The following is a 25009-nucleotide window of genomic DNA, read 5'->3' on the forward strand; positions in this document are numbered from 1 at the left end:
ATTGGCGCCCGCGGGAGAAGACACCCGCGGGCGCCGGCGCCGGTCCTCGTGATCTCGTACATCATCCGCCGGACGATCGCGGCGGTGATCCTGCTGCTCGTCGTCACCGCGGTCACCTTCGGCATCTTCTTCATCCTGCCGAAGCTCGCAGGACAGACCGCCGATCAGCTGGCACAGCAGTACATCGGCAAGAACCCCACGCCCGAGGACATCGCGGCGGTCAAGCGCAACCTCGGCCTGGACCAGCCGGTCTACGAGCAGTACTGGAACTTCCTCAAGGGGATCGTCTCCGGTGCCACGTACGACCTCGGTCCCAGCACGGTCCGCTGTGACGCCCCCTGCTTCGGCTACTCCTTCAAGGACCACCTGGAGGTCTGGCCGCAGCTCACCAGCCGGCTTCCGGTGACCATCTCGCTCGCCTCCGGCGCCGCGGTGCTGTGGCTGCTGGGGGGTATCACGGCCGGTGTCATCTCGGCCTTGAAGCCCGGGTCGTTCTTCGACCGGGCCGCGATGGGCGTGGCGCTCGCGGGCGTCTCCCTGCCCATGTTCTTCACCGGCCAGCTGGCGCTGCTGCTGTTCAGCTACCAGCTGGAGATCTTCGGCAGGACGTACGTCCCCTTCACCGAGAACCCCTCGCAGTGGGCCAACACCCTCTTCCTGCCGTGGTGCTCGCTGGCGCTCCTCTACTCGGCCATCTACGCCCGGCTCACCCGCTCGGGCATGCTGGAGACGATGAACGAGGACTACATCCGCACCGCGCGGGCCAAGGGTCTGCGCGAGCGCAACGTGGTCGTGAAGCACGGCCTGCGCGCCGCGCTGACCCCGCTGGTGACGGTCTTCGGTATGGACGTCGGCCTGCTGCTCGGCGGTGCCCTCATCACCGAGACCGTGTTCTCCCTGCACGGCATCGGCGAGTACGCGGTCCAGTCGATCACCACCAACGACCTGCCCCCGATCCTCGGGGTGACCCTGCTCGCGGCGTTCTTCGTCGTCTTCATGAACCTTCTGGTGGACCTGCTGTACGCCACGATCGACCCGCGGGTGAGGCTCTCGTGACCGAACTGTCCAAGACCGGGGCCGCCGTCGGCGAGCCCGCACGCGCCGGGGACACCCCCGAGGCGTTCCTCGAAGTGCGCGATCTCAAGGTGCACTTCCCGACCGACGACGGTCTGGTCAAGTCCGTCGACGGCCTCTCCTTCCAGCTGGAGAAGGGCAAGACCCTCGGCATCGTGGGCGAGTCCGGCTCCGGCAAGTCGGTGACCTCGCTGGCGATCATGGGCCTGCACCGGCTCGGCGCACGCGGCAAGAACGTCCAGGTGTCCGGCGAGATCTGGCTGGACGGCAAGGAACTGGTCTCCGCCGACCCGGAGGAGGTGCGCCGGCTGCGCGGCCGCGAGATGGCGATGATCTTCCAGGACCCGCTGTCCGCGATGCACCCGTACTACAAGGTCGGCAACCAGATCGTGGAGGCGTACCGCGTCCACCACGACGTCAGCAAGAAGGTGGCCCGCAAGCGCGCCGTCGAACTCCTCGACCGTGTCGGCATCCCGGAACCCGACAAGCGGGTCGACAGCTACCCGCACGAGTTCTCCGGCGGTATGCGCCAGCGCGCCATGATCGCCATGGCCCTGGTCAACAACCCCGAACTGCTGATCGCCGACGAGCCCACGACCGCACTGGACGTCACCGTGCAGGCGCAGATCCTGGACCTCATCCGGGACCTGCAGAAGGAGTTCGGCTCCGCGGTCGTCATCATCACGCACGACCTCGGCGTGGTCGCCGAGATCGCCGACGACATCCTCGTGATGTACGGCGGCCGCTGCGTGGAGCGCGGCCCGGTCGACGACATCTTCTACGGGCCCCAGCACCCCTACACCTGGGGCCTGCTCGGCTCGATGCCGCGTATCGACCGCGCCCAGACCGACCGGCTCATCCCGGTCAAGGGCCAGCCGCCGAGCCTCATCAACGTCCCCTCGGGCTGCGCCTTCAACCCGCGCTGCCCCTACGCGGACATCCCCAAGGACAACATCACCCGCACCGAGCGCCCCGAACTGCGCGAGGTGGGTGGCAGGCACTTCACCGCCTGCCACCTGTCGCCGGAGGACCGCACGCGGATCTGGACCGAAGAGATTGCGCCGAAGCTGTGAGCGAGACCGATACCCGGGACGGGGCGACGCCTGTGAAGAAGGCGTCGGCCGACGAAGAGAAACCGCTGCTCAGGGTCGAGGGCCTGGTCAAGCACTTCCCCATCAAGAAGGGCCTGCTCCAGCGGCAGGTCGGGGCGGTCAAGGCCGTCGACGGCATCGACTTCGAGGTACGCCGGGGCGAGACCCTCGGCGTCGTCGGCGAGTCCGGCTGCGGCAAGTCGACCATGGGCCGGCTCATCACCCGCCTCCTGGAACCCTCCGGCGGGAGGATCGAGTTCGACGGCACGGACATCACGCACCTCAACACCGCCGGCATGCGCCCGCTGCGCCGCGATGTGCAGATGATCTTCCAGGACCCGTACGGCTCCCTGAACCCCCGGCACACCATCGGCACCATCGTCTCGGCGCCGTTCAAGCTCCAGGGCGTCGAGCCCGAGGGCGGGGTGAAGAAGGAGGTCCAGCGCCTCCTGGAGCTGGTGGGCCTCAGCCCCGAGCACTACAACCGCTATCCGCACGAGTTCTCCGGCGGCCAGCGCCAGCGCATCGGCATCGCCCGCGCGCTCGCCCTGAAGCCCCGGATGGTCGTCGCGGACGAGCCGGTCTCCGCGCTCGACGTGTCCATCCAGGCCCAGGTCGTCAACCTGATGGACGACCTCCAGGACGAGCTCGGCCTGACGTACGTGATCATCGCGCACGACCTGTCGGTGGTCCGCCACGTCTCCGACCGCATCGCGGTGATGTACCTCGGCAAGATCGTGGAGCTGGCCGACCGGGACTCCCTGTACGCGGCGCCGATGCACCCGTACACCAAGGCGCTGCTCTCGGCCGTGCCGATCCCGGACCCCAAGCGCCGGAACGCCAAGAGCGAGCGCATCCTGCTCAAAGGCGACGTTCCCTCGCCGATAGCGCCGCCGAGCGGCTGCCGCTTCCACACCCGGTGCTGGAAGGCCACGCAGGTCTGCGAGACCACCGAGCCGCCCCTCGCCGAGCTGAAGCCCGGCCAGCGGGTCGCCTGCCACCACCCGGAGAACTTCGAGGACCAGCAGCCCCAGGACGTCGTCCTGCTGACGGTCGCGAAGGAGGCGGGTGAAGGCGTGAGGAAGACGGGGAAGACGGCGGAGCCGACGGAGACCACGGAGACGACTGAGCCGATGGAGCCGACGGATCCGGGCAAGGTGCAGAAGGCGGAGGAGCCCGAAGAGCCCGGTAAAGACTGACCCCAGTGCGTGTGCGCCTTGCATTGTAAGGCGCACACGTGTTTTCGGGGGAGAATGTGCGGGTGTCTCCCTACCCGCTCGATCTGATCGGCATCTTCGTCTTCGCCATCTCCGGCGCGCTGCTGGCCGTCCGCAAGAACTTCGACGTCTTCGGCATCGCCGTCCTCGCCGAGGTCACCGCGCTCGGCGGCGGGCTGTTCCGGGACCTGGTCATCGGCGCCGTACCCCCGGCCGCCTTCACCGACCTCGGCTACTTCCTCACGCCGCTGCTCGCCGCCCTCCTCGTCTTCTTCCTCCACCCCCATGTGGAGCGCATCCAGATCGGGGTGAACGTCTTCGACGCCGCCGGCCTCGGCCTCTTCTGTGTCGCGGGCACGACGAAGGCGTACGAGTACGGCCTCGGTCTGACCGCCTCCGCCACCCTCGGCCTCGCCACGGCGGTCGGCGGCGGTGTGCTGCGGGACGTGCTCGCCAACGAGGTGCCCTCGCTGCTCCGTTGGGACCGCGACCTGTACGCCGTGCCCGCGATGGTCGGCGCCGGGCTGGTCGTCTTCTGTATCAGCCACGACGCGCTCAACCCCGTCACCTCGGCCCTCGCCGCGGCCACGGCCTTCGTGCTGCGACTGCTGGCGATGCGGTACCACTGGCGGGCGCCGCGGGCATGGAACCGGCGGTCCGCCGCGGTGGAGGAGGGGTGACGTGCGGGCTTCGCCGACCGAGCCGACCGGGGTGAAACGTCACCGCAACACATAAAGCTACCGCTTAGTAATGACGTGTTGTACGGTACCGCCATGGCTCAGGCATCCCAGGCGACCATCGGCAGCAGCGAGTTCGACCGCGACACGGCGGTCACGCGGCGCGAAGAGGGCGTCTACGACATCGACCTCTCCGCCGGCTGGACGATCACCGGCGCCGTCAACGGCGGCTATCTCCTGGCCGTGCTGGGCCGCGCCCTCGCCGACGCCCTTCCGCACGACGACCCGTTCACGATCTCCGCGTACTACCTGACCGCCTCCCTCCCGGGCCCCGCGGTCGTCCGCACGGACGTCGTACGCACCGGACGGACCCTGTCGACCGGCCAGGCCTCGCTCTTCCAGTACGACGACGAGGGCCGCGAGGTCGAGCGGATACGCGTCCTCGCCTCCTACGGCGACCTGGACACCCTCCCCGACGACGTCCGTACGACGGCGAAGCCGCCCGCGATCCCGCCGATCGACCAGTGCTTCGGCCCGCAGGACGCCCCCGGCCCCGTCCCCGGCGGCTCCGCGATCACCGACCGGCTGTTCCTCAAGCTCGACCCCGCGACCCTCGGCTGGGCGCTCGGCGCGGCCTCCGGCAAGGGCGAGATGCGGTCCTGGTTCGGGCTCGCCGACGGCCGCGACGCCGACCCGTTCTCCGTGCTCCTCGCCGTGGACGCGCTGCCGCCGACCGCCTTCGAGCTGGGCCTCAAGGGCTGGGTCCCGACGGTCGAGCTGACCGTCCACGTGCGGTGCCGCCCGGCGCCGGGACCGCTCCGGGTCTCCGTCACCACCCGCAACCTCGCCGGCGGCTTCCTGGAGGAGGACGCCGAGGTCTGGGACAGCGCCGACCGGCTGGTCGCGCAGTCGCGGCAGCTGGCGCGGGTCAGGCTGTCGGACTGAGCGGCCTGCGGCCCAGCCAGGCCGCCAGTCGGCCGTAGGCGTCGGCCCCTTCGGGGGCCGCCAGCGCCGGTTCGAAGGGACGGCTTTCGCGTGGGCCCTCGGGCAGGGCGACCCGCGCCGCGGCGAGGGAGTACTCGGCCAGCCGCGGATCGAGCGCGAGCGGCCGGCCCAAGCCCTCCGAGAGGTCCCATGTGCGGGCCACGATCTCCATGACGTACGCCGACAGCGCGTCCCGCCCGGGGATCTCGCCCCATGGGACCAGCACCGGCGACGTCATCCGCTCGTCCGTCGCCCAGACCCGCAGCACCCTGGCCCTGATCTCCTCGTACGCGGCCGGCCAGCCGTCGTTGGCCACCCCGTCGACGAACATCCGCACGGCCAGCCCGTCACCGCCCTCCCCGACGACTGCGATGCGGACGGTGCCGCCGACGATGTGACTGAGCATGCCTGTATCAGGGCTGAGTTGCGGCGAAAGTGTAAAAGGACAGGTCAGGCCGGGTGTGTTGGTGATCGCTTTGCTGTGCGCACAGGCTTGGCACAGCGCGAACCCAAGAGAGCCCAAAGCTGCGTTGATTCGATGCCGCCCACGAACTCCCTCATCGTTCTTGGAGTTGTCTCTCATGAAGCGTGCACGTCTCGTCCCCGCCGCCGCCCTGCTGGCGGCCGCGCCCCTCTTCCTTGTGGCGTGCGGCTCCAGCGACTCGTCGTCGACCACCTCGAACAACGGCGACTCCGGCCGGCAGCAGAGCTGCCAGGCACCCTCGGGTGCTCCGTCGGGCGCCCCGTCCGGCGCGCCGTCCGCGAACGGCCAGGCGCCGTCCGGTGTTCCGTCCGGCGCGCCGTCGGGCCGGCCGTCCGGTGCGCCGAGCGGTGCCCCCGGCGCCGGCGGCCAGGGCGGTCCCGGTGGCGGTGGTGGCTGCGGTGGCCCCGGCGACGGTCAGCAGGGCCAGGGCGGCCAGGCCCCGAGCGGGGCACCGAGCCAGGAGGCCTCGGCGTCGGCGTCCAAGGGCAGCTGACCTCGGGTCCGTACGGAATACGAGTACGTACGCGCGGAGGGCGCGCCCGGTGAACGGGCGCGCCCTCCGCGCGCTGCCGGAAACGGCCGGCGTCAGTCGAGCCAGTGGCGACAGCCGATGCTGATCAGCCGCATTCGGCGGCTCGCCAGCCGGGTCACCCGGACGCGCTCCTGCTCCGGCTCGGACAGCGCCTCCAGGAACAGCGAGGCGGTCACCAGCATCTGATCGACGTACAGGCCGGCGAGCATCAGCCGGTCGTCGTCGGTCCACCCCTCGGTCTCCGGCCGCTTGGCCAGCTCGCCGCGTACCTCTTCGGCGAACCGGGCCAGTTGCCCCTGGATGGCGTCCCGCACCGGCTGGACACCGCCGTGGCGCTCGCGCGCGATGAAACGGACGTGTGCGGGGTACGCGTCCACATGGCGGGCGATCAGCTCGACGGCGCGCTCGATGAGTTCGTCGCTGTCGCCGACCGCCGACATCAGATCCCCGAGCACCGGATGCAGACTGCCCAGGGCCTCCTCGACCAGCGCCACACCGAGGTCCGCGGTCGACCGGAAGTGCCGGTAGAAGGCGGTCGGGGCGACGCCGACGGCCCGGGTGACCTCGCGAAGACCCAGGCTGCTGAGGCTCTGCTCCTCCAGCAGGCCGAGCGCGGCGTCCATGAGCGCCCGCCGGGTCTTCTGCTTCTGCGCCTGTCGGACGCCGAGAGTGTGACTCATGCCATGCAGTTAACAACTGTTCTCCGTAATTGCAAAGCCGGGCCACGCGCTAGACTTGGCAGTCAGTAAACAATTGTAACTACAACCGTTCACCCAACCGTAACGAGAGAGGCGTTCCCACGATGTTGTTCCTCGTCGCCGCACTTCTGCTGCTGGGTGTCGTCATGGGCACCGTGGCCCATGTGCCGCTCGCCGTCTCGTCCGTGCTCGCGGCCGGCATCGCCCTCTGGCTGGCGGTCTTCGCGTACCGCGAGCGCCACGGCCGCCACACCCGCACCACCGACTGACCGCCGCCCTCAGCCCGTTGGGAGCAGACCCGCCATGCAACTCACCGCCGCACGCCGGACAAGCACCACCACCCGCACCCGCACCCGAGGCCGCGACGCCGACGGCATGGCCGTCGCCTCCTTCGTCCTCGGCCTCCTGGGCCTCCTGGTCCTCAACCTCTTCCTCGGCCCCATCGCCATCGTCCTGTCCGCCCTCGCCCTGAAGCGCGGCACCACCAGGCGAGGCCGTGCCTACCTGGGCCTGGGCCTCGGCATCGCCGACCTCGTCGTCCTCGCCACCCTGATGCAGACGACGAACACGGTGTCCTGGAGTTTCTGAGCCAAACGGAGGCAGGCGGACCCGGGAGGAGCCGCACTTGCCACAGCCGACAGCGCCGGCCCCACGCGACCAAGGTCCGGGCGCCCCCCGGGCAAGGCGCAAAACCATCGCCGGACGCCGATCCTCAAGGCACCCACCACCATCGGGGCCGAGGTCGCACGAACACGGCCCGTAGAATCGGGCTCACCATGGCTTACCTCGACCACGCGGCGACCACCCCGATGCTCCCCGAGGCGGCAGAGGCCCTGACCGCCCAGCTGAGCGTCACCGGCAACGCCTCCTCCTTGCACGCATCCGGCCGCCGAGCGCGGCGAACCGTCGAGGAGGCCCGCGAAACCCTCGCCGAAGCCCTCGGAGCCCGCCCCAGCGAGGTCGTCTTCACCTCCGGCGGCACCGAGGCCGACAACCTCGCCGTGAAGGGCCTGTACTGGTCCCGCCGCGACGCCGACCCGGCCCGCACCCGGATCCTCGCCAGCCCCGTCGAACACCACGCGGTCCTCGACGCCGTCCACTGGCTCGGCGAACACGAGGGCGCCACCGTCGAGTACCTCCCGGTCGACACATACGGCCGAGTCCACCCGGAAACCCTCCGTGAGGCCATCGCCCGCGACCCCGACGACGTCGCCCTGGCCACCGTGATGTGGGCCAACAACGAGATCGGCACGATTCTGCCGGTCCGTGAACTGGCCGACGTGGCGAAGGAGTTCGGCGTCCCGCTGCACGCCGACGCGGTCCAGGCCTTCGGTCAGATTCCGGTCGACTTCGACGCCTCCGGCCTCGCCGCCATGACCGTCTCCGGCCACAAGATCGGCGGCCCGTACGGCATCGGCGCACTGCTGCTGGGCCGCGAGTACAGCCCCGTACCCGTCCTGCACGGCGGCGGCCAGGAGCGCCATGTCCGCTCCGGCACCCTCGACGTCCCGGCCGTCGCCTCCTTCGCGGTCGCCGGCCGGCTCGCCGCCGAGCAACACGAGTGGTTCGCCCGGGAGATCGGCGCCCTGCGCGACTCCCTGATCGAGGCGGTCCGTACGGCGGTCCCGGACGCGATCCTGGGCGGTGACCCGTCCTCGGCGGGGCGCCTCCCGGCCAATGCGCACTTCACCTTCCCCGGCTGCGAGGGTGATTCCCTGCTCCTGCTCCTCGACGCCCAGGGCATCGAGTGCTCCACGGGCTCCGCCTGCACCGCCGGCATCGCCCAGCCCAGCCATGTCCTCCTCGCCACCGGCACCGACCCGGACCTCGCCCGGGGCACCCTCCGCTTCTCCTTCGGCCACACCTCCACGGAGGCGGACGTCGAGGCGGTCGCGAAGGCGATCGGCCCGGTGGTGGAGCGCGCCCGCAGTGCCGGGCTGACCTGAAACACGCTCGGCCGAAATCTTGACGCGCATGGCCGATACCCGCCCCTGCCGGGACCGTCGAGGGCCTCCCGGGGAGGCGGGACTGGCTGAACCCGCGGACCGCTAGCTCTCCATGACCATGAGGCCGGCCATCATTCCCTCGTCCTCGTGTTGGAGGAGATGGCAATGGAGCATGTACATGTAGGTGTCGTCGGCGAAGTCGGTGAACTCCATGGCGATCTTGATGGAACCGCCACCGACGACCTCGTAGGTGTCGAACCAGCCGAGATCGACGCCGGTCGGCGCCTCACCGTTGATCTCGATCAGTTGGAACGGCACATCGTGCAGATGGAACGAGTGCTCCAGCATCGTGTTGTTGGTGATCGTCCAGATCTCCTTGGAACCGAGCGTCGTCATGATCGTCGCCATGGAGTCCATGGTCGTGCCGACCGCCCCGTTGATCGCCATCTCCAGGCCGTCCTGGTCGAGGGTGATCTCGCGCGCGGTGAAGCTCGAAGTCTCGTACCGCTCGATCGTGTTGAGTGAGGACGGCAGGTCGTCGGGGGTGTCCGAGGCGTCCGGGGTGACGGTGAGGAAGTCGAACGTACCGCTGCCGCCACGGACCCAGCCGGTCGTGATGACGGCCTGGAGCGTGACCGCGTCGCCGAGGTCCATGACGAACTCGGCCCGCCCGCCCGCGACCAGCCGGATCGACGCCACCTCGGCGGCCTCGGTGAGATAGCCCTGCTCGGTCGCGATCTGGGTGAGCGTGCCGCCGTCCCCGCGCTGGACGGTGATGATGTCGGACGGCGAGGCGTTGAGGACCCGGAACCGGGTGCGGGTCCTGGTGGCGGTGAACGTGAGCGTGGTGTCGTCGACGTTGGTGCCGTTGCAGAGCACCGGGTAGCTGAGCGTGTTCTGCAGATAGCCGGTCAGGTTGTACTTGATGTCGCCCGCGGTGTCGGTGGCCAGGCACTGCAGCACGATCGGGATGTCGTCGACGCCGTACTCGCTGGGCAGCGCGGCGGACGCGGCCGACTCGTCCTCCACGATGATCAGGCCGGCCAGCCCGTGCACGACCTGCTCGGCCGTGGTGCCCAGCGCGTGCGGGTGGTACCAGAGCGTCTTGGCCTCGTCGAGGACCTCGAAGGTGGGGGTCCAGGTCTTCCCGGCGGCGAAGGCGTTCTGCGGGCCGCCGTCCATGTCGGCCGGGATGTGCGCGCCGTGGAAGTGGACGCTGGTGTCGGCGTCGAGGTCGTTGGTGATGTTCAGCAGGACCATGGAGCCGGTGGTCCACTTCATGGTGGGGCCGAGGTACGACCCGTTGTAGCCCGCGGTGTCACTGGTGATGCCGCTGAGCACCTCGTGGGTGCCGGTCTGGGCGGTCAGGGTGAACGTGGTGGTGCCGTCGGAGGTGGTGCCCTCCAGGAGGTCCGGGATGTTGAGGGTGGCGGTGTTGGTCGCGGCGCCCGCCTTGTTGCCCTTCGCGTCGGTCAGCAGCGAGAAGGCCGTACCGGCCACCGCGACCGCCGCCAGTCCCGCTCCCGCCATACCGCCGAGGAACGTGCGCCGGTGCAGTCCCTTGCCCTTGCGGGCGCCCTTGGAATGTCCGGCTCCGGCTGCGTTGCCGACCTTGCGGTGCTCGCCCTTGGGATGCCCGCCCGTGCCGGTGGTGTGCTCCGTGTTGTTCGTCATGGGTCGGGATGCTTGGCGTGAGGGCTGTGTGGGACCTGGGGTGAATGTGGGAGGAGACCGAGTGGGCTGTGAACTTGCCGTGCGTGCCGTCGACTCTCAACCCGCCTGAGAACAGCGGGAGTTGAGACTGCCGCAGGTCGAGTCCGGGGCGCGGGACGTATCGGGCGCACACCGCGCGGGAAGTGCTTGCCGGATCTCGTGCTCGTGATGCGCGTCACATCATCCCGGGTCTGTGCCGCCCCTGTCCCGGCCCCTTCGCTGCGCTGTGACCTGGCTGTCCGCCGTGCGCCGGCGCACCGGCGAGCCCGTCGTCCTCGGAGGGTGTCGACGTGCCGTCGGCCGAACGTCAGGCGGTCGTCGAGGTCTGCGCGGTGGCGGCCGCGCGCACCAGCTTCATGTAGCGGTCCCAGTCCCAGCCCTCACCGGGGTCCGTGTGGTCCGTGCCCGGGACCTCGACATGGCCGAGGATGTGCTCGCGGTCGAGGGGGATGTCGTAGCGGGCGCAGACGCGGGCCGTGAGGCGGGCGGAGGCCTCGTACATCTCGTCGGTGAAGTCCTCGGGGCGCTCGACGAAGCCCTCGTGCTCGATGCCGACACTGCGCTCGTTGTAGTCGCGGTTGCCCGCGTGGTACGCCACGTCCAGCTCGCGGATCATCTGCGTGACGTGGCCGTCCTTGCGGACGATGTAGTGCGCGGCCGCGCCGTGCGCCGGGTCCCGGAAGACCTTCACGGCGCTGTCGAAGCTGCCCTGGGTGACATGGATGATCACCATCTCTATGCCGAAGTCGTCCGGCCGGTCCGCCAGCCGCCAGTTCGCGTCCGACGCCGCGACCCACTTCGCGCCGGCGTAGTCGACCTCGCCCTCCTTGCGCGGCTTCTCGACGCCGGGCACGCGCCACCACGCGCGCGTCAGCTCGTCCCGGGCCACCAGGGCGGTGCCGGCGGCGGCCACGGCCGTGCCGATGAGCAGGGCCCGGCGGCCGATGCGCCGACCCGAGTCCTTGCCGCCGGACGGACTCCCGCCGACGTCCCCGGAACTGTTCTTCGAAGCCCGTCTTGTTCCCACGAGAGCGTCAACGGATACTCGCGGGCTCCGGTTCCCGGCGCCCCGTACCCTGGAAGGGTTATGACTGAGATCTCGCAGCGCCCCCGCCCCCTCCGTGTCCTCGCCGCCATGTCCGGTGGGGTCGACTCCGCCGTGGCCGCCGCCCGCGCGGCGGAAGCCGGGCACGACGTGACGGGCGTCCACCTGGCGCTGTCCGCGAACCCGCAGTCGTTCCGGACCGGCGCGCGCGGCTGCTGCACGATCGAGGACTCACGGGACGCCCGCCGTGCCGCCGACGTCATCGGCATCCCCTTCTATGTGTGGGACCTCGCCGAGCGCTTCCGCGAGGACGTCGTCGAGGACTTCATCGCCGAGTACGAGGCCGGACGCACCCCGAACCCCTGCCTGCGCTGCAACGAGAAGATCAAGTTCGCGGCCCTCCTCGACAAGGCCCTCGCCCTGGGATTCGACGCCGTCTGCACGGGCCACTACGCCCAGGTGATCGTCAAGGACGACGGCACGCGCGAGCTGCACCGCGCCTCCGACATGGCCAAGGACCAGTCGTACGTCCTCGGCGTCCTCGACGACAAGCAGCTCGCCCACGCCATGTTCCCCCTCGGCGACACCGTCACCACCAAGGACGAGATCCGCGCCGAGGCCGAGCGCCGGGGCCTCGCGGTCGCCAAGAAGCCCGACTCCCACGACATCTGCTTCATCGCCGACGGCGACACCCAGGGTTTCCTGGCCGGCCGCCTCGGCAAGGCGGAGGGCGACATCGTCGACGAGTCCGGCACCGTCCTGGGCACCCACGAGGGCGCCTACGGCTACACCATCGGCCAGCGCAAGGGCCTCCGCATCGGCACCCCCGCCCCCGACGGCAAGCCGCGCTACGTCCTCGACATCTCCCCGGTGAACAACACGGTCACGGTCGGCCCGGCCGCCGCCCTCGACGTCGACGCGCTCACCGCGATCAAGCCCCGCTGGTGCGGCGCGGCCCCCACCGGCCCCGGCACCTACACCGCCCAGCTCCGCGCCCACGGCGGCGAGACGGAGGTCCGTGCGGAGCTGGTCGACGGCGAACTCCAGGTCCACTTCACCGAGCCGGTCCGCGGCGTCGCCCCCGGCCAGGCGATCGTCCTGTACGACGACACACGCGTCGTGGGGTCGGCGACGATCGCGTCGACCACGCGCGCGCGGGCCGGCGTCGCGTAGGACCCGTGCTCGCCGTCGTGGCGTGCGCCGACGGCCGAGGGGCCTGCCGCGCCGCCCTCCGGTCACGATCGACCCTCCCCGGGTAGCCGTCCGCCCGTGCACGGCGCACGCTGCTGGTGAGCTCTCAAGCTCTTCCAGGAGGCCGTAGCCGGCCGCAGGGGGATGTAGGAGGTCGCCATGACAGCCACAGATCCGGCCGGACAGGCAGGAAACCCGTCCAGGGACCCGTCCAGGAACCGCCGGAGTCTCACCCACCGGATGCGCTACGCCCTGCGCCATCCCGGGCGCGTGCCCGCCCACGCCCGGCGGGTGGCGCGGGACACCTGGCTGCAGCTGAAGCACCGCGACCACATCGCGTACTACAGGGCCGTCATGGCCGCCGACACGGCACGCAGCCCCGAGGCCGCCGTCGGGCACAATCCTTCCGTCGAGAAGTGGGAACGCGTCGGCCGGATGCAGTTCGACTACCTCGTACGGCACGGTCTGGAGCCCCGGCACCGGATGCTGGAGATCGGCTGCGGGAACCTGCGCGCCGGGCGCCTGTTCATCGACCACCTGGACGTCGGGAACTACTACGGGATCGACATCTCCCCGGCCATCCTCATGGAGGCCCAGCGCACCCTCGCCCGAGAGGGTCTGCAGTCCAAACTCCCTCACCTGGCGCTCGTCGCCGACCTCACGTTCTCCTTCCTGCCCGCCGGCCACTTCGACGTCGTCCACGCGCACAGCGTGTTCTCCCACTCCCCGCCGCACGTCATCGAACAGTGCCTCGCACACGTCGGCCGCGTCCTCGCCCCCGGTGGCTTCTTCGACTTCACCTTCGGCCGCACCGAGGGCCCGGAACACCAGGTGCTCCACGAGGACTTCTACTACCGGACCGAGACCCTCATCGAACTCGCCGAAGAACACGGCCTGTCCGCCCGTCTCATGGACGACTGGGAGGACCTGCCGCACCGCCAGTCGAAGATCCGGGCGACCGTGGGCAAGGAGTCCGGTGGGCAAGGGGGCCCCGATGTCGGTGCCGCCCCCTAACGTGGACCCATGAACATCTGCGTCTTCCTCTCCGCCGCCGATCTCGCCGACCGTTACACGCGCCCCGCGCGGGACTTCGCCAAGCTGATCGGCAAGGGCGGGCACACGCTGGTGTGGGGCGGTTCGGACGTCGGGCTGATGAAGGTGGTCGCCGACGGCGTGCAGGAGGCGGGCGGCCGGCTGCTGGGCGTCTCGGTCGAGTTCCTGGCGGCCAAGGCGCGGCCCGGCACCGACGAGATGGTGATCGCGCGGGACCTCGCGGAGCGCAAGAGGCTGCTCCTGGAGAAGGCCGACGCGGTCGTCATCATGGTCGGCGGGACCGGCACGCTCGACGAGGCGACCGAGATCCTGGAACTGAAGAAGCACGGCCACACCGACAAGCCGGTCGTGCTCCTCAACACCGCGGGCTTCTACGACGGCCTGAAGGAGCAGTTCCGGCGGATGGAGGACGAGGGTTTCCTGCCCCGCCCCCTCACCGACCTGGTCTTCTTCGCGGAGGAGCCGGTGGGGGCGATGGCGTACCTGGAGGAGAGCCGCGGCGTCGCGTGAGGCCGGGCGATGCCTGGCTGACTGTGTGGACCCCGGTGGCCATCGGCAAGTCCCGGGTGATGCGAGCATGACGGCATGGCTACTCATGTGATCACCGGAGCGGGTTCCGGCATCGGCGCGGCCGTCGCCCGACGGCTGCACGAGCGCGGGGACGACCTCGTGCTGCACGCGCGCGACGCGGGCCGGGCGAAGGAACTGGCGGCGGCGTTCCCCGGGGCGAAGACGCTGGTCGGCGACCTGTCGGACCCGGACAAGCTCTCCTGGGCCTTCTCCCACCAGACCCTGCCCGACCATGTGGACTCCTTGCTGCACATCGCGGGGGTGGTCGACCTCGGCCCGGTCGGCGAGCTGACGCCCAAGTCCTGGCGCCACCAGCTCAACGTCAACCTCGTCGCACCCGCCGAGCTGACCCGGCACTTCCTGCCCCAACTCCGCGCCGCCCGCGGCCATGTCGTGTTCGTCAACTCGGGCGCCGGCCTCAATGCCCATGCCGACTGGTCCGCCTACGCCGCCTCCAAGCACGGCCTCAAGGCGTTGGCCGACTCCCTGCGGTGGGAGGAGCACGGGAACGGCGTCCGCGTCACCACGGTCTATCCCGGCCGCACCGCCAGCCCCATGCAGGCCAAGGTCCACCAGCAGGAGGGCAAGGAGTACGACCCGTCTCGGTGGATCGCACCGGAGTCCGTGGCGACGACGATCCTCATGGCGCTGGATCTGCCGAGGGACGCGGAAGTGAACGATCTGACGGTCCGGCCGGGGTACTGACGCGCGAAAGGTCGGGGTGTAGGGGTGCGGGTGGTGTGTGGTTGCTCGCGCAGTTCCCCGCGCCCCTGAAAAGCAGGGGCCGCGCCCCATGCTTTTCGCTTTTAGGGGCGCGGGGCTGTGCCGATATGCGGCTCCGCCGCGTGGGCGCGACCAGCCCCCACCCACCCGCACCCGACACTCGGCCCCCAAAGACAAACGTAGGCTTCGGCATGTGAACGAACACTTCAGTTTCGGCCCCGCCACCGGCATCGGTTCCCTGCCCGGCGGTGATGCCCGAGAGGCCGCCAAGACCGTCAGCGGGACGTTCGAGTGGCCGGAGACGGGGATGCCGTATCTGCCCGAACTGCCCGCCAGGGGTCCCGGCGCCGACATGATCGGCAGGACCGCCGGGATGCTGGTCGAGCTGTACGCGCGCGTGGAGCCCAGCGGGTGGCGGATCGGGGACCGGCCGGGGCGGGACACCAAGCGGGCCCGGTCGTGGCTGGGCCAGGACCTGGACGCGCTGGAGGAGTTCACGCAGGGGTACGAGGGCCCGCTGAAGGTACAGGCCGTCGGGCCGTGGACCCTCGCCACCGCGCTGGAGCTGAGGAACGGCGAGGCCGCCCTCTCCGACCCCGGCGCCTGCCGGGACCTCGCCGGCTCGCTCGCCGAGGGCCTGCGCCAGCACCTCGCCGAGGTGCGGCGGCGCGTACCCGGCGCCCGGATCGTGCTCCAGCTCGACGAGCCGTCCCTCATCGCCGTCCTGCGCGGACAGGTGAAGAGCGCGAGCGGCTACCGGACCCACCGCGCCGTCGACCGCCAACTCGTCGAGGCCACGCTCCGGGACGTCATCGGCGTCCACACCCCGGAGGGAGCCACTCCGGAGGGGGCGGTCGTCGTGCACTCCTGCGCCCCCGACGTCCCCTTCGCGCTCCTCCGCCGCGCCGGTGCCGCCGGTATCTCCTTCGACTTCTCGCTGCTCACCGAGCGTGACGACGATGCGATCGGGGAAGCGGTCGAAGGGGGCACGAAGCTGCTGGCCGGTGTCGTGCCGACCGCCGAGGGCCCATTGTCAGACCCTGCCGGTAGCGTCATGGGTGTCAGGACGCTGTGGCGCAGGCTGGGGCTGCATCCGGGGCTTCTCGCGGAGGCGGTCACGGTCACTCCGACCTGCGGGCTCGCGGGGGTCTCCCCGGTGTACGCGCGCCGGGCGCTCGCCCACTGCGTCAAGGCGGCGAGGTCTCTCGCGGACAACCCAGAGTAACGGGAGGACAACACGGTGGCCGGCGACAAGGACGCACAGCCCACATCGGTACCCGGCGAGGCAGCGGTGCCAGCCGAGGCACGCGAGAAGCACGCGCGGCTCGCCGAGCAGATCGAGGAGCACCGCTTCCGGTACTACGTGAAGGACGCTCCCGTCATCGACGACGCGGAGTTCGACCGCCTCCTGCGCACCCTCGAAGGCATGGAGGAGGAGCACCCCGAGCTGCGTACGCCGGACTCGCCGACCCAGAAGGTCGCGGGCGCGTACGAGACGGAGTTCACGGCCGTCCAGCACCGCGAGCGCATGCTGTCGCTCGACAACGCCTTCACCGACGAGGAGTTGGCCGCCTGGGCCGAGCGCGTCGCCAAGGATGTCGGCACCACCGACTACCACCTGCTGTGCGAGCTCAAGGTCGACGGCCTCGCCGTCAACCTCACGTACGAGCACGGCCGCCTCACCCGCGCGGCCACCCGCGGCGACGGCCGCACCGGCGAGGACATCACGCCGAACGTCCGGACCATCGCGGAGATCCCGAACCATCTGACGGGCGACAAGATCCCGGACCTCGTGGAGATCCGCGGCGAGGTCTACTTCCCGATGGAGAAGTTCGCGGAGCTCAACGCCCGCCTGCTGGACGCCGGCGACAAGCCCTTCGCCAACCCGCGCAACGCGGCGGCCGGTTCACTGCGCCAGAAGGACCCGCGCGTCACCGCCACCCGCCCCCTCCACATGGTGGTGCACGGCATCGGCGCCCTGTCGGGCTTCGACGGCCTCACCCGCCTCTCCCAGGCCTACGACCTCCTCAAGTCCTGGGGCCTGCCCACCGCCAAGCACAACAGAGTGGTCGACGATCTCGACGGCGTACGGGAGTTCATCGCCTACTACGGCGAGAACCGCCACTCCGTGGAGCACGAGATCGACGGCGCGGTCGTCAAGCTCGACGAGATCCCCCTCCAGGGCCGCCTCGGCTCCACCTCCCGCGCCCCGCGCTGGGCCATCGCGTACAAGTACGCGCCGGAGGAGGTCAACACCAAGCTCGTCAACATCCGTGTGGGTGTGGGTCGTACGGGCAGGGTGACGCCGTACGCCCAGGTCGAGCCGGTCACGGTCGCGGGCTCGGAGGTCGAGTTCGCCACCCTGCACAACCAGGACGTGGTCAAGGCCAAGGGCGTCCTCATCGGCGACACGGTCGTGCTGCGCAAGGCCGGTGACGTCATCCCGGAGATCCTCGGCCCGGTCGTCGACCTGCGCGACGGCACCGAGCGCGAGTTCGTGATGCCCGCCGAGTGCCCGGAGTGCGGTACGCCGCTCGCTCCCGCCAAGGAGGGTGACGTCGACCTGCGCTGCCCCAACTCCCGTACCTGCCCAGCCCAGTTGCGCGAGCGGCTCTTCTACCTCGCCGGGCGCAAGTGCCTCGACATCGAGAACTTCGGATACGTCGCCGCCGCCGCCCTCACCAAGCCCCTGGAGCCGTCCGAGCCACCGCTCCTCGACGAGGGCGACCTCTTCGACCTGACCATCGATCACCTGCTGCCCATCAAGGCGTACGTCCTCGACCAGGACAGCGGCCTGCCCAAGCGCGAGCCGAAGACCGGCGAGGAGAAGATCGCCACGGTCTTCGCCAACCAGGAGGGCGCGCCCAGGAAGAACGCGGTCGCGATGCTGGAGAACATCCAGGCGGCCAAGGACCGGCCGCTCGCCAGAATCCTGACCGGTCTGTCGATCCGTCATGTCGGACCGGTCGCGGCGGAGGCGCTCGCGCGCGCGTTCCGTTCCATCGACCGCATCGAGCAGGCCACCGAGGAGGAGCTCAAGGACACCGACGGCGTCGGCCCGATCGTCGCCGCAGCGGTCAAGCAGTGGTTCGCGGAGGAATGGCACCGCGAGATCATTCGCAAGTGGAAGGCCGCCGGAGTCCGCATGGAGGAAGAAGGCGCCGGTGAGGACGAGGGGCCCAGGCCCCTCGAAGGGTTGACGGTCGTCGTGACCGGCACGCTCGAACACCACACGCGCGACGGGGCCAAGGAGGCGCTGCAGAGCCGGGGAGCCAAGGTGACCGGGTCGGTGTCGAAGAAGACCTCATTCGTCGTGGTCGGTGAGAATCCGGGCTCCAAATTCGACAAGGCGATGCAGCTCAAGGTGCCGGTCCTGAACGAGGACGGTTTCGCGGTTCTGCTCGAACAGGGACCGGACGCGGCTGCGGAAGTCGCGCTTCCGACCGAGGAGTAGGGGTTGAAGGCCACCCGTTCGGCGCATACCAGATGCATACGGGTGGCCGGTCGCATTCGGGCAACCGGCGTCGACCGCTGCCCGTGGAAGCCTTGTGCGGCCTACTGTTGAGGTGTGCGCCTGCCGTGCCCGGACGCGTGGTGGGTTTTGGGACGCGGTGCCGTTGAGGGTTGTCGGGAGCAACGGGCCGCGTGGCGCGGGCACCGCCGGCTGTGAGAGGGACGGGAATGGAACCGACCGAGAGCGTCGCCCCGGACTCACGGCTGCGCCTGCGCCGGGTGGCCGGGGCCTGGCGATGGGGTCGCTCCCTGCTCATGGGGGGACGCCCGTTCGAGGGAAGCCGAGAGCCGGGTCCCGGGCAGGAGACGGCGGCGGACTCCAGGATCGGGACAGGCCGATCGCCGGGCCGTGCGGGCGCGAGCGCACGCGGCTCCCTCGTGCCCGGCCCGGCACAGCTCACCGCCGGCACCGCGGTCGGCACGGGCAGCGCCCCTTCCGTCACGGGCGCGCTCAGTGAGGGCCGCGGACACGAACTGCCGGAGCACGACCCCGAGCGGCACATGTCCTGGCCCGCTCTGCCCGCCGTGATCGTGGGCCTCGCGGGCGCCATCCTGGGCGCCGGCTTCTACCGGGCGTTCGCCGGGCAGCACGCGCTCTTCCCGTCCGGCGCCGTCGGCTGGTCCCTCGCCCTGCTGACCGGCATCATCGTCGGCCATCTCGTCGCCATGGGCCGCGCCCGCTGGTGGGGCGGCACCGGTTCCGGCGCCGCCCTCACCCTCGCCGTCCTCCTGCTGTACGGCTGGGTGGCCGCCGGGATGGTCAGCCTCACCGTCGTCGTCCTCGTCGGCGTCGCCCGCCGGGGCCGCTGGCGGCAGGGCCTGCTGCACGGCGCGGTCGACATCCTCGGCATCGGTGCCGGCGCGCTCGTCCTGCGGGTCTTCGGCCGGGTCCCCTCGGTGGAGCGGCCCTGGGACCCGGAGTACTGGAACTTCTATTCGGCGCCCCAGGTGGCGCTGGTCGCCATCGCCTATCTCGCGGTCAGCCGCGCCCTGCTCTGGTATCTGGCCGCGCCGCGCGGCGGTGTCCCCACCGTCGCGCGTACGGCCCTGGTCAGACAGGGGCTCGTCGCCGTCGCGCTGCTCGGCATCGCGCCGCTCGTCTGCGTCGTCGCCACCGCACAGCCTCTGCTGCTGCCGCTCTTCGCGATCCCCCTCATCGCGCTCGACTCCACCCTGTGGATAGCCCGCGCCCGGGCCGAGGAGCAACTGCGCGACCCGCTCACCGGACTGCCGAACCGTCAGTGGCTGCTGGAACGGACCTGGACCGCACTGGACGACGCCGAACGCATCGGGGCGAGGTCGGCACTGATGCTGATCGACCTCGACCGCTTCAGGTCCGTCAATGACACGCTCGGGCATCTCGCGGGCGACCGACTGCTGTTGCAGATAGCGGACCGGCTACGGGTCGCCCTGCCGCGCGGAGCGGAGGCCGCGCGGCTCGGCGGCGACGAGTTCGCCGTACTGCTGCCCGTCGCCGACTCCACGACGTCCGCGTCGCGCGTCGCCCGCAACCTCGTCGCCGCGCTCGGCTCACCGCTCGACCTCGACGGGCTCACTCTCGTCCTGGAGGCCAGCGCCGGGCTCGCCGTCTTCCCCGACCACGCGCTCGACGCGGAGGGGCTGCTGCGGCGCGCGGACGTGGCGATGTACCAGGCCAAGCGGGACCGGACGGGCGTCGAGGTCTACGAGTCCAAGCGGGACTCGAACACACCGGACCGGCTCGGTCTGCTGGGCGACCTGCGGCGCGCGCTCGACGCGCAGGAGGTCGAGCTGCACTACCAGCCGAAGGTCCGCTTCGACGGGCAGGTCGCCGGGCTCGAGGCGCTGGTGCGGTGGGTGCATCCCGAGCGGGGGAAGGTGCCGCCGGACGAGTTCATAGCGATCGCCGAGTCGTCCGGGCTGATGCCGCATCTGACGGAGTACGTCCTGGAGACGGCGCTCGGGCAGGTGGCGCGGTGGCGGGCGCAGGGGCTGCATGTGCCGGTCGCCGTGAACGTGTCCCCGCGCGATGTGCATACCCCCGGCTTCGCGGGGGCGGTGGCCGCGCGGCTCGCCCGCCATGGGGTTCCCGCCGGGGCGTTGCAGCTGGAGATAACGGAGCATGTGCTGCTCGAAGACCCCCAGCGGGCCGCGGACACCCTCGCCGGGCTGACCGGGCACGGGGTGAAGATGTCGCTCGACGACTTCGGGACGGGGTATTCGTCGCTGGTGCATCTGCGGCGCCTGCCGGTGAGCGAGCTGAAGATCGACCGGTCGTTCGTGGCTCGGCTGGCGGTGGACAACGAGGACGCGGAGATCGTGCGCTGCACGGTCGATCTCGCGCATTCACTCGGGCTGCTCGTCGTCGCGGAGGGTGTGGAGGACGACGAGACGTGGGAGCGGTTGCGGGATCTGGGGTGTGACGCGGTGCAGGGGTGGCTGGTGGCTGCGGCGATGCCGCCGGAGGAGACGACCGCTTGGTTGCGGGCTCGGGGGTCTCGGGGTTGGCAGCGGCCTGCGGCGGCGCTGCCCGCGGCGACGGCGGACGAGTAGTTTCCTCGCCCCGCGGGTGGGCGGCGCCGCTGGGCCCGGCGCAGGAGAGCTCGGGGGTGGCGGTTCATGGGCGGGTGCGGGTGGGGTGTGGTTGCTCGCGCAGTTCCCCGCGCCCCTAAAAGCGAAAGGCACGGGGTGCAGCCCCTGCTTTTCAGGGGCGCGGGGAACTGCGCGACCAGCCCCCACTCACCCGCACCCGCCAACGAACCGCCTCCCCCCGACCTCTTAGGCGTGCGGGGTCGAAGGGGCGGCAGCCCCTCCTGAAGGGACGGCGGGGCGCAACCCTGGCGCGGGCACATAGCCGCGCCCCATAGGATTGGCGCCAAAACACACACACTCACCCCAGAGGATCGCTGCATGCCTGGCATTACGCGCGAGGAGGTCGCCCACCTCGCCCGGCTGGCGCGTCTGGAGCTGAAGCCCGAAGAGCTCGAACACTTCGCAGGCCAGCTGGACGACATCATTGGCGCGGTCGCCCGCGTCAGTGAGGTCGCCGACCAAGATGTACCGCCGACCTCGCACCCGCTGCCGCTGACGAACGTCATGCGCGCGGACGAGGTCCGTCCGTCGCTCACCCCCGAGCAGGCGCTTTCCGCCGCCCCGGCCCAGGAGCAGCAGCGTTTCAAGGTGCCGCAGATCCTGGGGGAGGACTGATCACGTCATGACCGACAGCATCATCAAGCTCACCGCGGCGGAGATCGCCGCGAAGATCGCCGCAGGCGAACTCACCGCCGTACAGGTCACCGAGGCCCACCTGGCCCGGATCGAGGCCGTCGACGAGAAGGTGCACGCCTTCCTGCACGTCGACCGCGAGGGCGCCCTCGCCCAGGCCCGTGCCGTCGACGAGAAGCGGGAGAGGGGCGAGAAGCTCGGTCCGCTCGCCGGTGTCCCGCTCGCGCTCAAGGACATCTTCACCACCGTCGGGGTTCCGACCACCGTCGGGTCGAAGATCCTCGAAGGGTGGATCCCGCCCTACGACGCCACCCTCACCAAGCGGTTGAAGGACGCCGACGTCGTCATCCTCGGCAAGACCAACATGGACGAGTTCGCCATGGGGTCCTCCACCGAGAACAGCGCGTACGGGCCGACCGGCAACCCGTGGGACCTCACCCGTATCCCGGGTGGTTCCGGCGGCGGTTCCTCCGCCTCCCTCGCCTCCTATCAGGCGCCCCTCGCCATCGGCACCGACACCGGCGGTTCCATCCGCCAGCCGGCCGCCGTCACCGGCACGGTCGGTGTGAAGCCGACGTACGGCGCGGTCTCCCGCTACGGCATGGTGGCGTTCAGCAGCAGCCTCGACCAGGGCGGGCCCTGCGCCCGTACGGTCCTGGACGCGGCGCTCCTCCACGAGGTCATCGCCGGGCACGACCCGCTCGACTCCACCTCCATCGACGCCCCGGTCCCGCCGGTCGTCGAGGCCGCCCGCAACGGCAGTGTCGCCGGGATGCGCGTCGGTGTCGTCAAGCAGTTCCGCGGCGAGGGCTACCAGGCCGGTGTGCTCCAGCGGTTCGACGAGTCGGTCGCGCTGCTGAAGGAGCTGGGCGCCGAGATCGTCGAGCTGGACTGCCCGTCGTTCGACCTGGCGCTGGCCGCGTACTACCTGATCGCGCCGAGCGAGTGTTCGTCGAACCTCGCCCGCTTCGACGGACTGCGCTACGGCCTGCGTACCGGCGACGACGGCACCCGTTCCGCCGAGGACGTCACCTCCCTCACCCGTGAGGCGGGCTTCGGCCCCGAGGTGAAGCGCCGCATCATGCTCGGCACGTACGCGCTCAGCTCCGGCTACTACGACGCGTACTACGGCAGCGCCCAGAAGGTCCGTACGCTCATCACGCGCGACTTCGAGAAGTCGTTCGAGACGGTCGACGTCATCGTCTCGCCGACCACGCCGACCACCGCCTTCCCGATCGGCGAGCGCGCCGACGACCCGATGGCGATGTACCTGGCGGACCTGTGCACCATCCCGACCAACCTCGCGGGCAACGCCGCGATGTCCCTGCCCTGCGGCCTCGCGCCGGAGGACGGGCTGCCGGTCGGGCTCCAGATCATCGCCCCGGCACTGAAGGACGAGCGCCTTTACAAGGTCGGCGCCGCCGTCGAGGCCGCCTTCGTGGAAAAGTGGGGGCACCCGCTCCTCGAGGAGGCTCCGTCGCTGTGAGCAACGCACTGTCCAAGGCCAAGGACTTCCAGAAGTCCAAGTCCGGTACGTACGTGTCCATCGCCACCACCGCCTTCGGCGCGTGGGGTGTCGCCAAGCGGATCAAGAAGGCCCGCTCGGACCAGGACACTCTGCGGCTGATCGACGCGACGGTGGCCGCCGTCGGCATCGTCACCGGCCTCGCCATCCTGTACCGCGAACTGAAGCGGCTGGGCGACGACGACGTCCTGCTGGGCTGAGAGGGAAGTTTCACCGTGACCACCACGATCGACCTGGTGTCGTACGAGGACGCGCTGGCGTCGTACGACCCCGTCATGGGCCTTGAGGTCCATGTCGAACTCGGCACCAAGACCAAGATGTTCTGCGGCTGTTCGACCGAGCTGGGTCAGGACGCCAACACGCAGACCTGCCCCACCTGCCTCGGCCTGCCCGGCGCGCTCCCGGTCGTCAACGCGATCGGCGTCGAGTCCGCGATCAAGATCGGTCTCGCGCTGAACTGCGAGATCGCCGAGTGGTGCCGCTTCGCCCGGAAGAACTACTTCTATCCGGACATGCCGAAGAACTTCCAGACCTCCCAGTACGACGAGCCGATCGCCTTCAACGGCTACCTCGACGTACAGCTGGAGGACGGCGAGACCTTCCGCGTGGAGATCGAGCGCGCCCACATGGAGGAGGACACCGGCAAGTCGACGCACGTCGGTGGCGCGACGGGCCGTATCCACGGCGCCTCGCACTCCCTGCTCGACTACAACCGCGCGGGCATCCCGCTCATCGAGATCGTCACCAAGCCGATCGAGGGCGCGGGCGAGCGCGCTCCCGAGGTCGCCAAGGCGTACGTCCGTGAGCTGCGCGAGCTCATCAAGGCGCTCGGCGTCTCGGAAGCCCGCATGGAGATGGGCCAGATGCGCTGCGACGTGAACCTGTCGCTGCGCCCGCACGGCCGCGAGAAGTTCGGTACGCGTTCCGAGACGAAGAACGTGAACTCACTGCGGTCCGTGGAGCGCGCGGCCCGCTTCGAGATCCAGCGGCACGCCGCCGTCCTCGGCGGTGGCGGGACGATCATCCAGGAGACCCGGCACTTCCACGAGGACACGGGGTCCACGACCTCGGGCCGCGTGAAGGAGGAGGCCGAGGACTACCGGTACTTCCCCGAGCCGGACCTGGTGCCGGTGGCCCCCTCGCGCGAGTGGGTCGAGGAGATCCGCGCCGGGCTGCCCGAGCTGCCGCTGGTCCGCCGTAACCGGCTCCGCGAGGAGTGGGGCATCAGCGGCACCGACATGCAGGCGATCCTCAACGCCGGTGCGCTGGAGTCGATCGTCGCCACCATCGAGGCCGGTGCGGACGCCGCCTCCGCCCGCAAGTGGTGGATGGGCGAGCTGGCCCGCAGCGCCAACGAGTCCGGCACGTCGCTGGACGAGCTGGCGATCACGCCGGAGCAGGTCGCCCGGGTCACCGCGCTGGTCGCGTCCGGTGACCTGAACGACAAGCTGGCCCGTCAGGTCATCGAAGGCGTCCTCGCGGGCGAAGGCACCCCGGACGAGGTCGTCGACAAGCGTGGTCTGAAGGTCGTCTCCGACGAGGGCGCCCTGACGACGGCCGTCGAGGAGGCCATCGCCGGCAACCCGGCCATCGCGGACAAGATCCGCGGCGGCAAGGTGGCCGCGGCCGGTGCCCTGGTCGGCGCGGTCATGAAGGCCACGCGCGGCCAGGCGGACGCGGCCCGCGTCAAGGAACTGATCCTGCAGCAGCTGGGCGTCGGCGAAGGCTGAACGACCGGCCGATCCACCGCGTATCCCTGAGGGCGGCAC

General features: G+C 70.5%; 24 protein-coding genes. 20 read left to right on the forward strand and 4 right to left on the reverse strand.

Annotated features, from left to right (window positions below; all coding sequences use genetic code 11):
* The first annotated feature begins 48 nt into the window (after positions 1-48).
* From JIX55_RS35110 to JIX55_RS35130, 5 genes are all read left to right on the forward strand, one after another.
* Positions 49-1056 carry an ABC transporter permease gene (locus JIX55_RS35110; protein ID WP_257567247.1) on the forward strand — a complete coding sequence of 336 codons (1008 nt, stop codon included), beginning with the start codon at positions 49-51 and terminating at the stop codon, positions 1054-1056.
* A complete protein-coding gene (locus JIX55_RS35115) occupies positions 1053-2147 on the forward strand; it encodes an ABC transporter ATP-binding protein (RefSeq protein WP_257567248.1) in 1095 nt (364 codons plus the stop codon). The genes JIX55_RS35110 and JIX55_RS35115 overlap by 4 nt, the downstream gene beginning before the upstream one ends.
* Positions 2144-3364, forward strand: a complete 1221-nt coding sequence (locus tag JIX55_RS35120) for an ABC transporter ATP-binding protein (protein ID WP_257567249.1) — start codon at positions 2144-2146, stop codon at positions 3362-3364. Before JIX55_RS35115 ends, JIX55_RS35120 begins: the two co-directional genes overlap by 4 nt.
* Before the next feature lie 62 nt (positions 3365-3426).
* Positions 3427-4062 (forward strand): trimeric intracellular cation channel family protein, encoded by a 636-nt coding sequence (locus JIX55_RS35125; protein WP_257567250.1) that lies wholly within the window; start codon positions 3427-3429, stop codon positions 4060-4062.
* Positions 4063-4155: 93 nt separating this feature from the next.
* A complete protein-coding gene (locus JIX55_RS35130; RefSeq protein WP_257567251.1) occupies positions 4156-5004 on the forward strand; it encodes a thioesterase family protein in 849 nt (282 codons plus the stop codon).
* On the opposite strand, the gene JIX55_RS35135 is transcribed toward JIX55_RS35130, so the two are convergent.
* Positions 4988-5449 carry a TIGR03086 family metal-binding protein gene (locus JIX55_RS35135; protein ID WP_257567252.1) on the reverse strand — a complete coding sequence of 154 codons (462 nt, stop codon included), beginning with the start codon at positions 5447-5449 and terminating at the stop codon, positions 4988-4990. The genes JIX55_RS35130 and JIX55_RS35135 overlap by 17 nt on opposite strands.
* A gap of 175 nt (positions 5450-5624) precedes the next feature.
* On the opposite strand from JIX55_RS35135, the gene JIX55_RS35140 reads away from it, so the two are divergent.
* Positions 5625-6020, forward strand: a complete 396-nt coding sequence (locus tag JIX55_RS35140; protein ID WP_257567253.1) for a hypothetical protein — start codon at positions 5625-5627, stop codon at positions 6018-6020.
* Positions 6021-6112: 92 nt separating this feature from the next.
* On the opposite strand, the gene JIX55_RS35145 is transcribed toward JIX55_RS35140, so the two are convergent.
* Complete coding sequence (locus tag JIX55_RS35145; protein WP_257567254.1) at positions 6113-6739, reverse strand: TetR family transcriptional regulator; 627 nt, start codon at positions 6737-6739, stop codon at positions 6113-6115.
* A gap of 122 nt (positions 6740-6861) precedes the next feature.
* Between JIX55_RS35145 and JIX55_RS35150 the strand changes: the two genes are divergently transcribed.
* The 3 genes from JIX55_RS35150 to JIX55_RS35160 all read left to right on the forward strand — a co-directional run bounded on the left by JIX55_RS35150 (position 6862) and on the right by JIX55_RS35160 (position 8703).
* Positions 6862-7026, forward strand: coding sequence for a hypothetical protein (locus JIX55_RS35150; RefSeq protein WP_257567255.1), 165 nt, complete (start codon positions 6862-6864; stop codon positions 7024-7026).
* A 34-nt stretch (positions 7027-7060) separates the two neighbouring features.
* Entirely contained in the window at positions 7061-7345 is a 285-nt protein-coding gene (locus JIX55_RS35155) for a DUF4190 domain-containing protein (protein ID WP_257567256.1), read from the forward strand.
* A 188-nt stretch (positions 7346-7533) separates the two neighbouring features.
* Positions 7534-8703 (forward strand): cysteine desulfurase family protein, encoded by a 1170-nt coding sequence (locus tag JIX55_RS35160; protein WP_257567257.1) that lies wholly within the window; start codon positions 7534-7536, stop codon positions 8701-8703.
* 102 nt (positions 8704-8805) lie between these two features.
* Here JIX55_RS35160 and JIX55_RS35165 read toward each other — a convergent pair whose 3' ends face one another.
* Together JIX55_RS35165 and JIX55_RS35170 are read right to left on the reverse strand one after the other, a co-directional pair.
* Entirely contained in the window at positions 8806-10377 is a 1572-nt protein-coding gene (locus JIX55_RS35165; protein WP_257567258.1) for a multicopper oxidase family protein, read from the reverse strand.
* Between the two features lie 346 nt (positions 10378-10723).
* Positions 10724-11443 carry an N-acetylmuramoyl-L-alanine amidase gene (locus JIX55_RS35170; RefSeq protein WP_257567259.1) on the reverse strand — a complete coding sequence of 240 codons (720 nt, stop codon included), beginning with the start codon at positions 11441-11443 and terminating at the stop codon, positions 10724-10726.
* 60 nt (positions 11444-11503) lie between these two features.
* On the opposite strand from JIX55_RS35170, the gene mnmA reads away from it, so the two are divergent.
* From mnmA to gatB, 11 genes are all read left to right on the forward strand, one after another.
* A complete protein-coding gene (gene mnmA, locus JIX55_RS35175; protein WP_257567260.1) occupies positions 11504-12634 on the forward strand; it encodes a tRNA 2-thiouridine(34) synthase MnmA in 1131 nt (376 codons plus the stop codon).
* Between the two features lie 258 nt (positions 12635-12892).
* Positions 12893-13666, forward strand: coding sequence for a class I SAM-dependent methyltransferase (locus JIX55_RS35180; protein ID WP_306820131.1), 774 nt, complete (start codon positions 12893-12895; stop codon positions 13664-13666).
* 9 nt (positions 13667-13675) lie between these two features.
* Positions 13676-14215: a TIGR00730 family Rossman fold protein gene (locus tag JIX55_RS35185; RefSeq protein ID WP_257567263.1), complete on the forward strand. Its 540-nt coding sequence runs from the start codon at positions 13676-13678 to the stop codon at positions 14213-14215.
* Between the two features lie 75 nt (positions 14216-14290).
* Complete coding sequence (locus JIX55_RS35190; protein ID WP_257567264.1) at positions 14291-14980, forward strand: SDR family oxidoreductase; 690 nt, start codon at positions 14291-14293, stop codon at positions 14978-14980.
* Between the two features lie 211 nt (positions 14981-15191).
* Positions 15192-16223, forward strand: a complete 1032-nt coding sequence (locus tag JIX55_RS35195) for a methionine synthase (RefSeq protein ID WP_257567265.1) — start codon at positions 15192-15194, stop codon at positions 16221-16223.
* 15 nt (positions 16224-16238) lie between these two features.
* Entirely contained in the window at positions 16239-18452 is a 2214-nt protein-coding gene (gene ligA / locus JIX55_RS35200) for an NAD-dependent DNA ligase LigA (protein WP_257567266.1), read from the forward strand.
* A 227-nt stretch (positions 18453-18679) separates the two neighbouring features.
* On the forward strand, positions 18680-21043 hold the full coding sequence (locus JIX55_RS35205) for a putative bifunctional diguanylate cyclase/phosphodiesterase (protein ID WP_257567267.1): 2364 nt from the start codon (positions 18680-18682) through the stop codon (positions 21041-21043).
* A gap of 357 nt (positions 21044-21400) precedes the next feature.
* Positions 21401-21697, forward strand: a complete 297-nt coding sequence (gene gatC, locus JIX55_RS35210; RefSeq protein WP_005480000.1) for an Asp-tRNA(Asn)/Glu-tRNA(Gln) amidotransferase subunit GatC — start codon at positions 21401-21403, stop codon at positions 21695-21697.
* Positions 21698-21704: 7 nt separating this feature from the next.
* Positions 21705-23201: an Asp-tRNA(Asn)/Glu-tRNA(Gln) amidotransferase subunit GatA gene (gene gatA / locus JIX55_RS35215; RefSeq protein WP_257567268.1), complete on the forward strand. Its 1497-nt coding sequence runs from the start codon at positions 21705-21707 to the stop codon at positions 23199-23201.
* The gene (locus JIX55_RS35220) at positions 23198-23440 is read left to right on the forward strand and encodes a hypothetical protein (protein WP_257567270.1); all 243 of its coding nucleotides are present in this window, start codon (positions 23198-23200) and stop codon (positions 23438-23440) included. The genes gatA and JIX55_RS35220 overlap by 4 nt, the downstream gene beginning before the upstream one ends.
* Positions 23441-23455: 15 nt before the next feature.
* Positions 23456-24970 carry an Asp-tRNA(Asn)/Glu-tRNA(Gln) amidotransferase subunit GatB gene (gene gatB / locus JIX55_RS35225; protein ID WP_257567272.1) on the forward strand — a complete coding sequence of 505 codons (1515 nt, stop codon included), beginning with the start codon at positions 23456-23458 and terminating at the stop codon, positions 24968-24970.
* Positions 24971-25009: the final 39 nt, after the last annotated feature.

The sequence above is a fragment of the Streptomyces sp. DSM 40750 genome, from assembly GCF_024612035.1.
Lineage (GTDB): Bacteria > Actinomycetota > Actinomycetes > Streptomycetales > Streptomycetaceae > Streptomyces.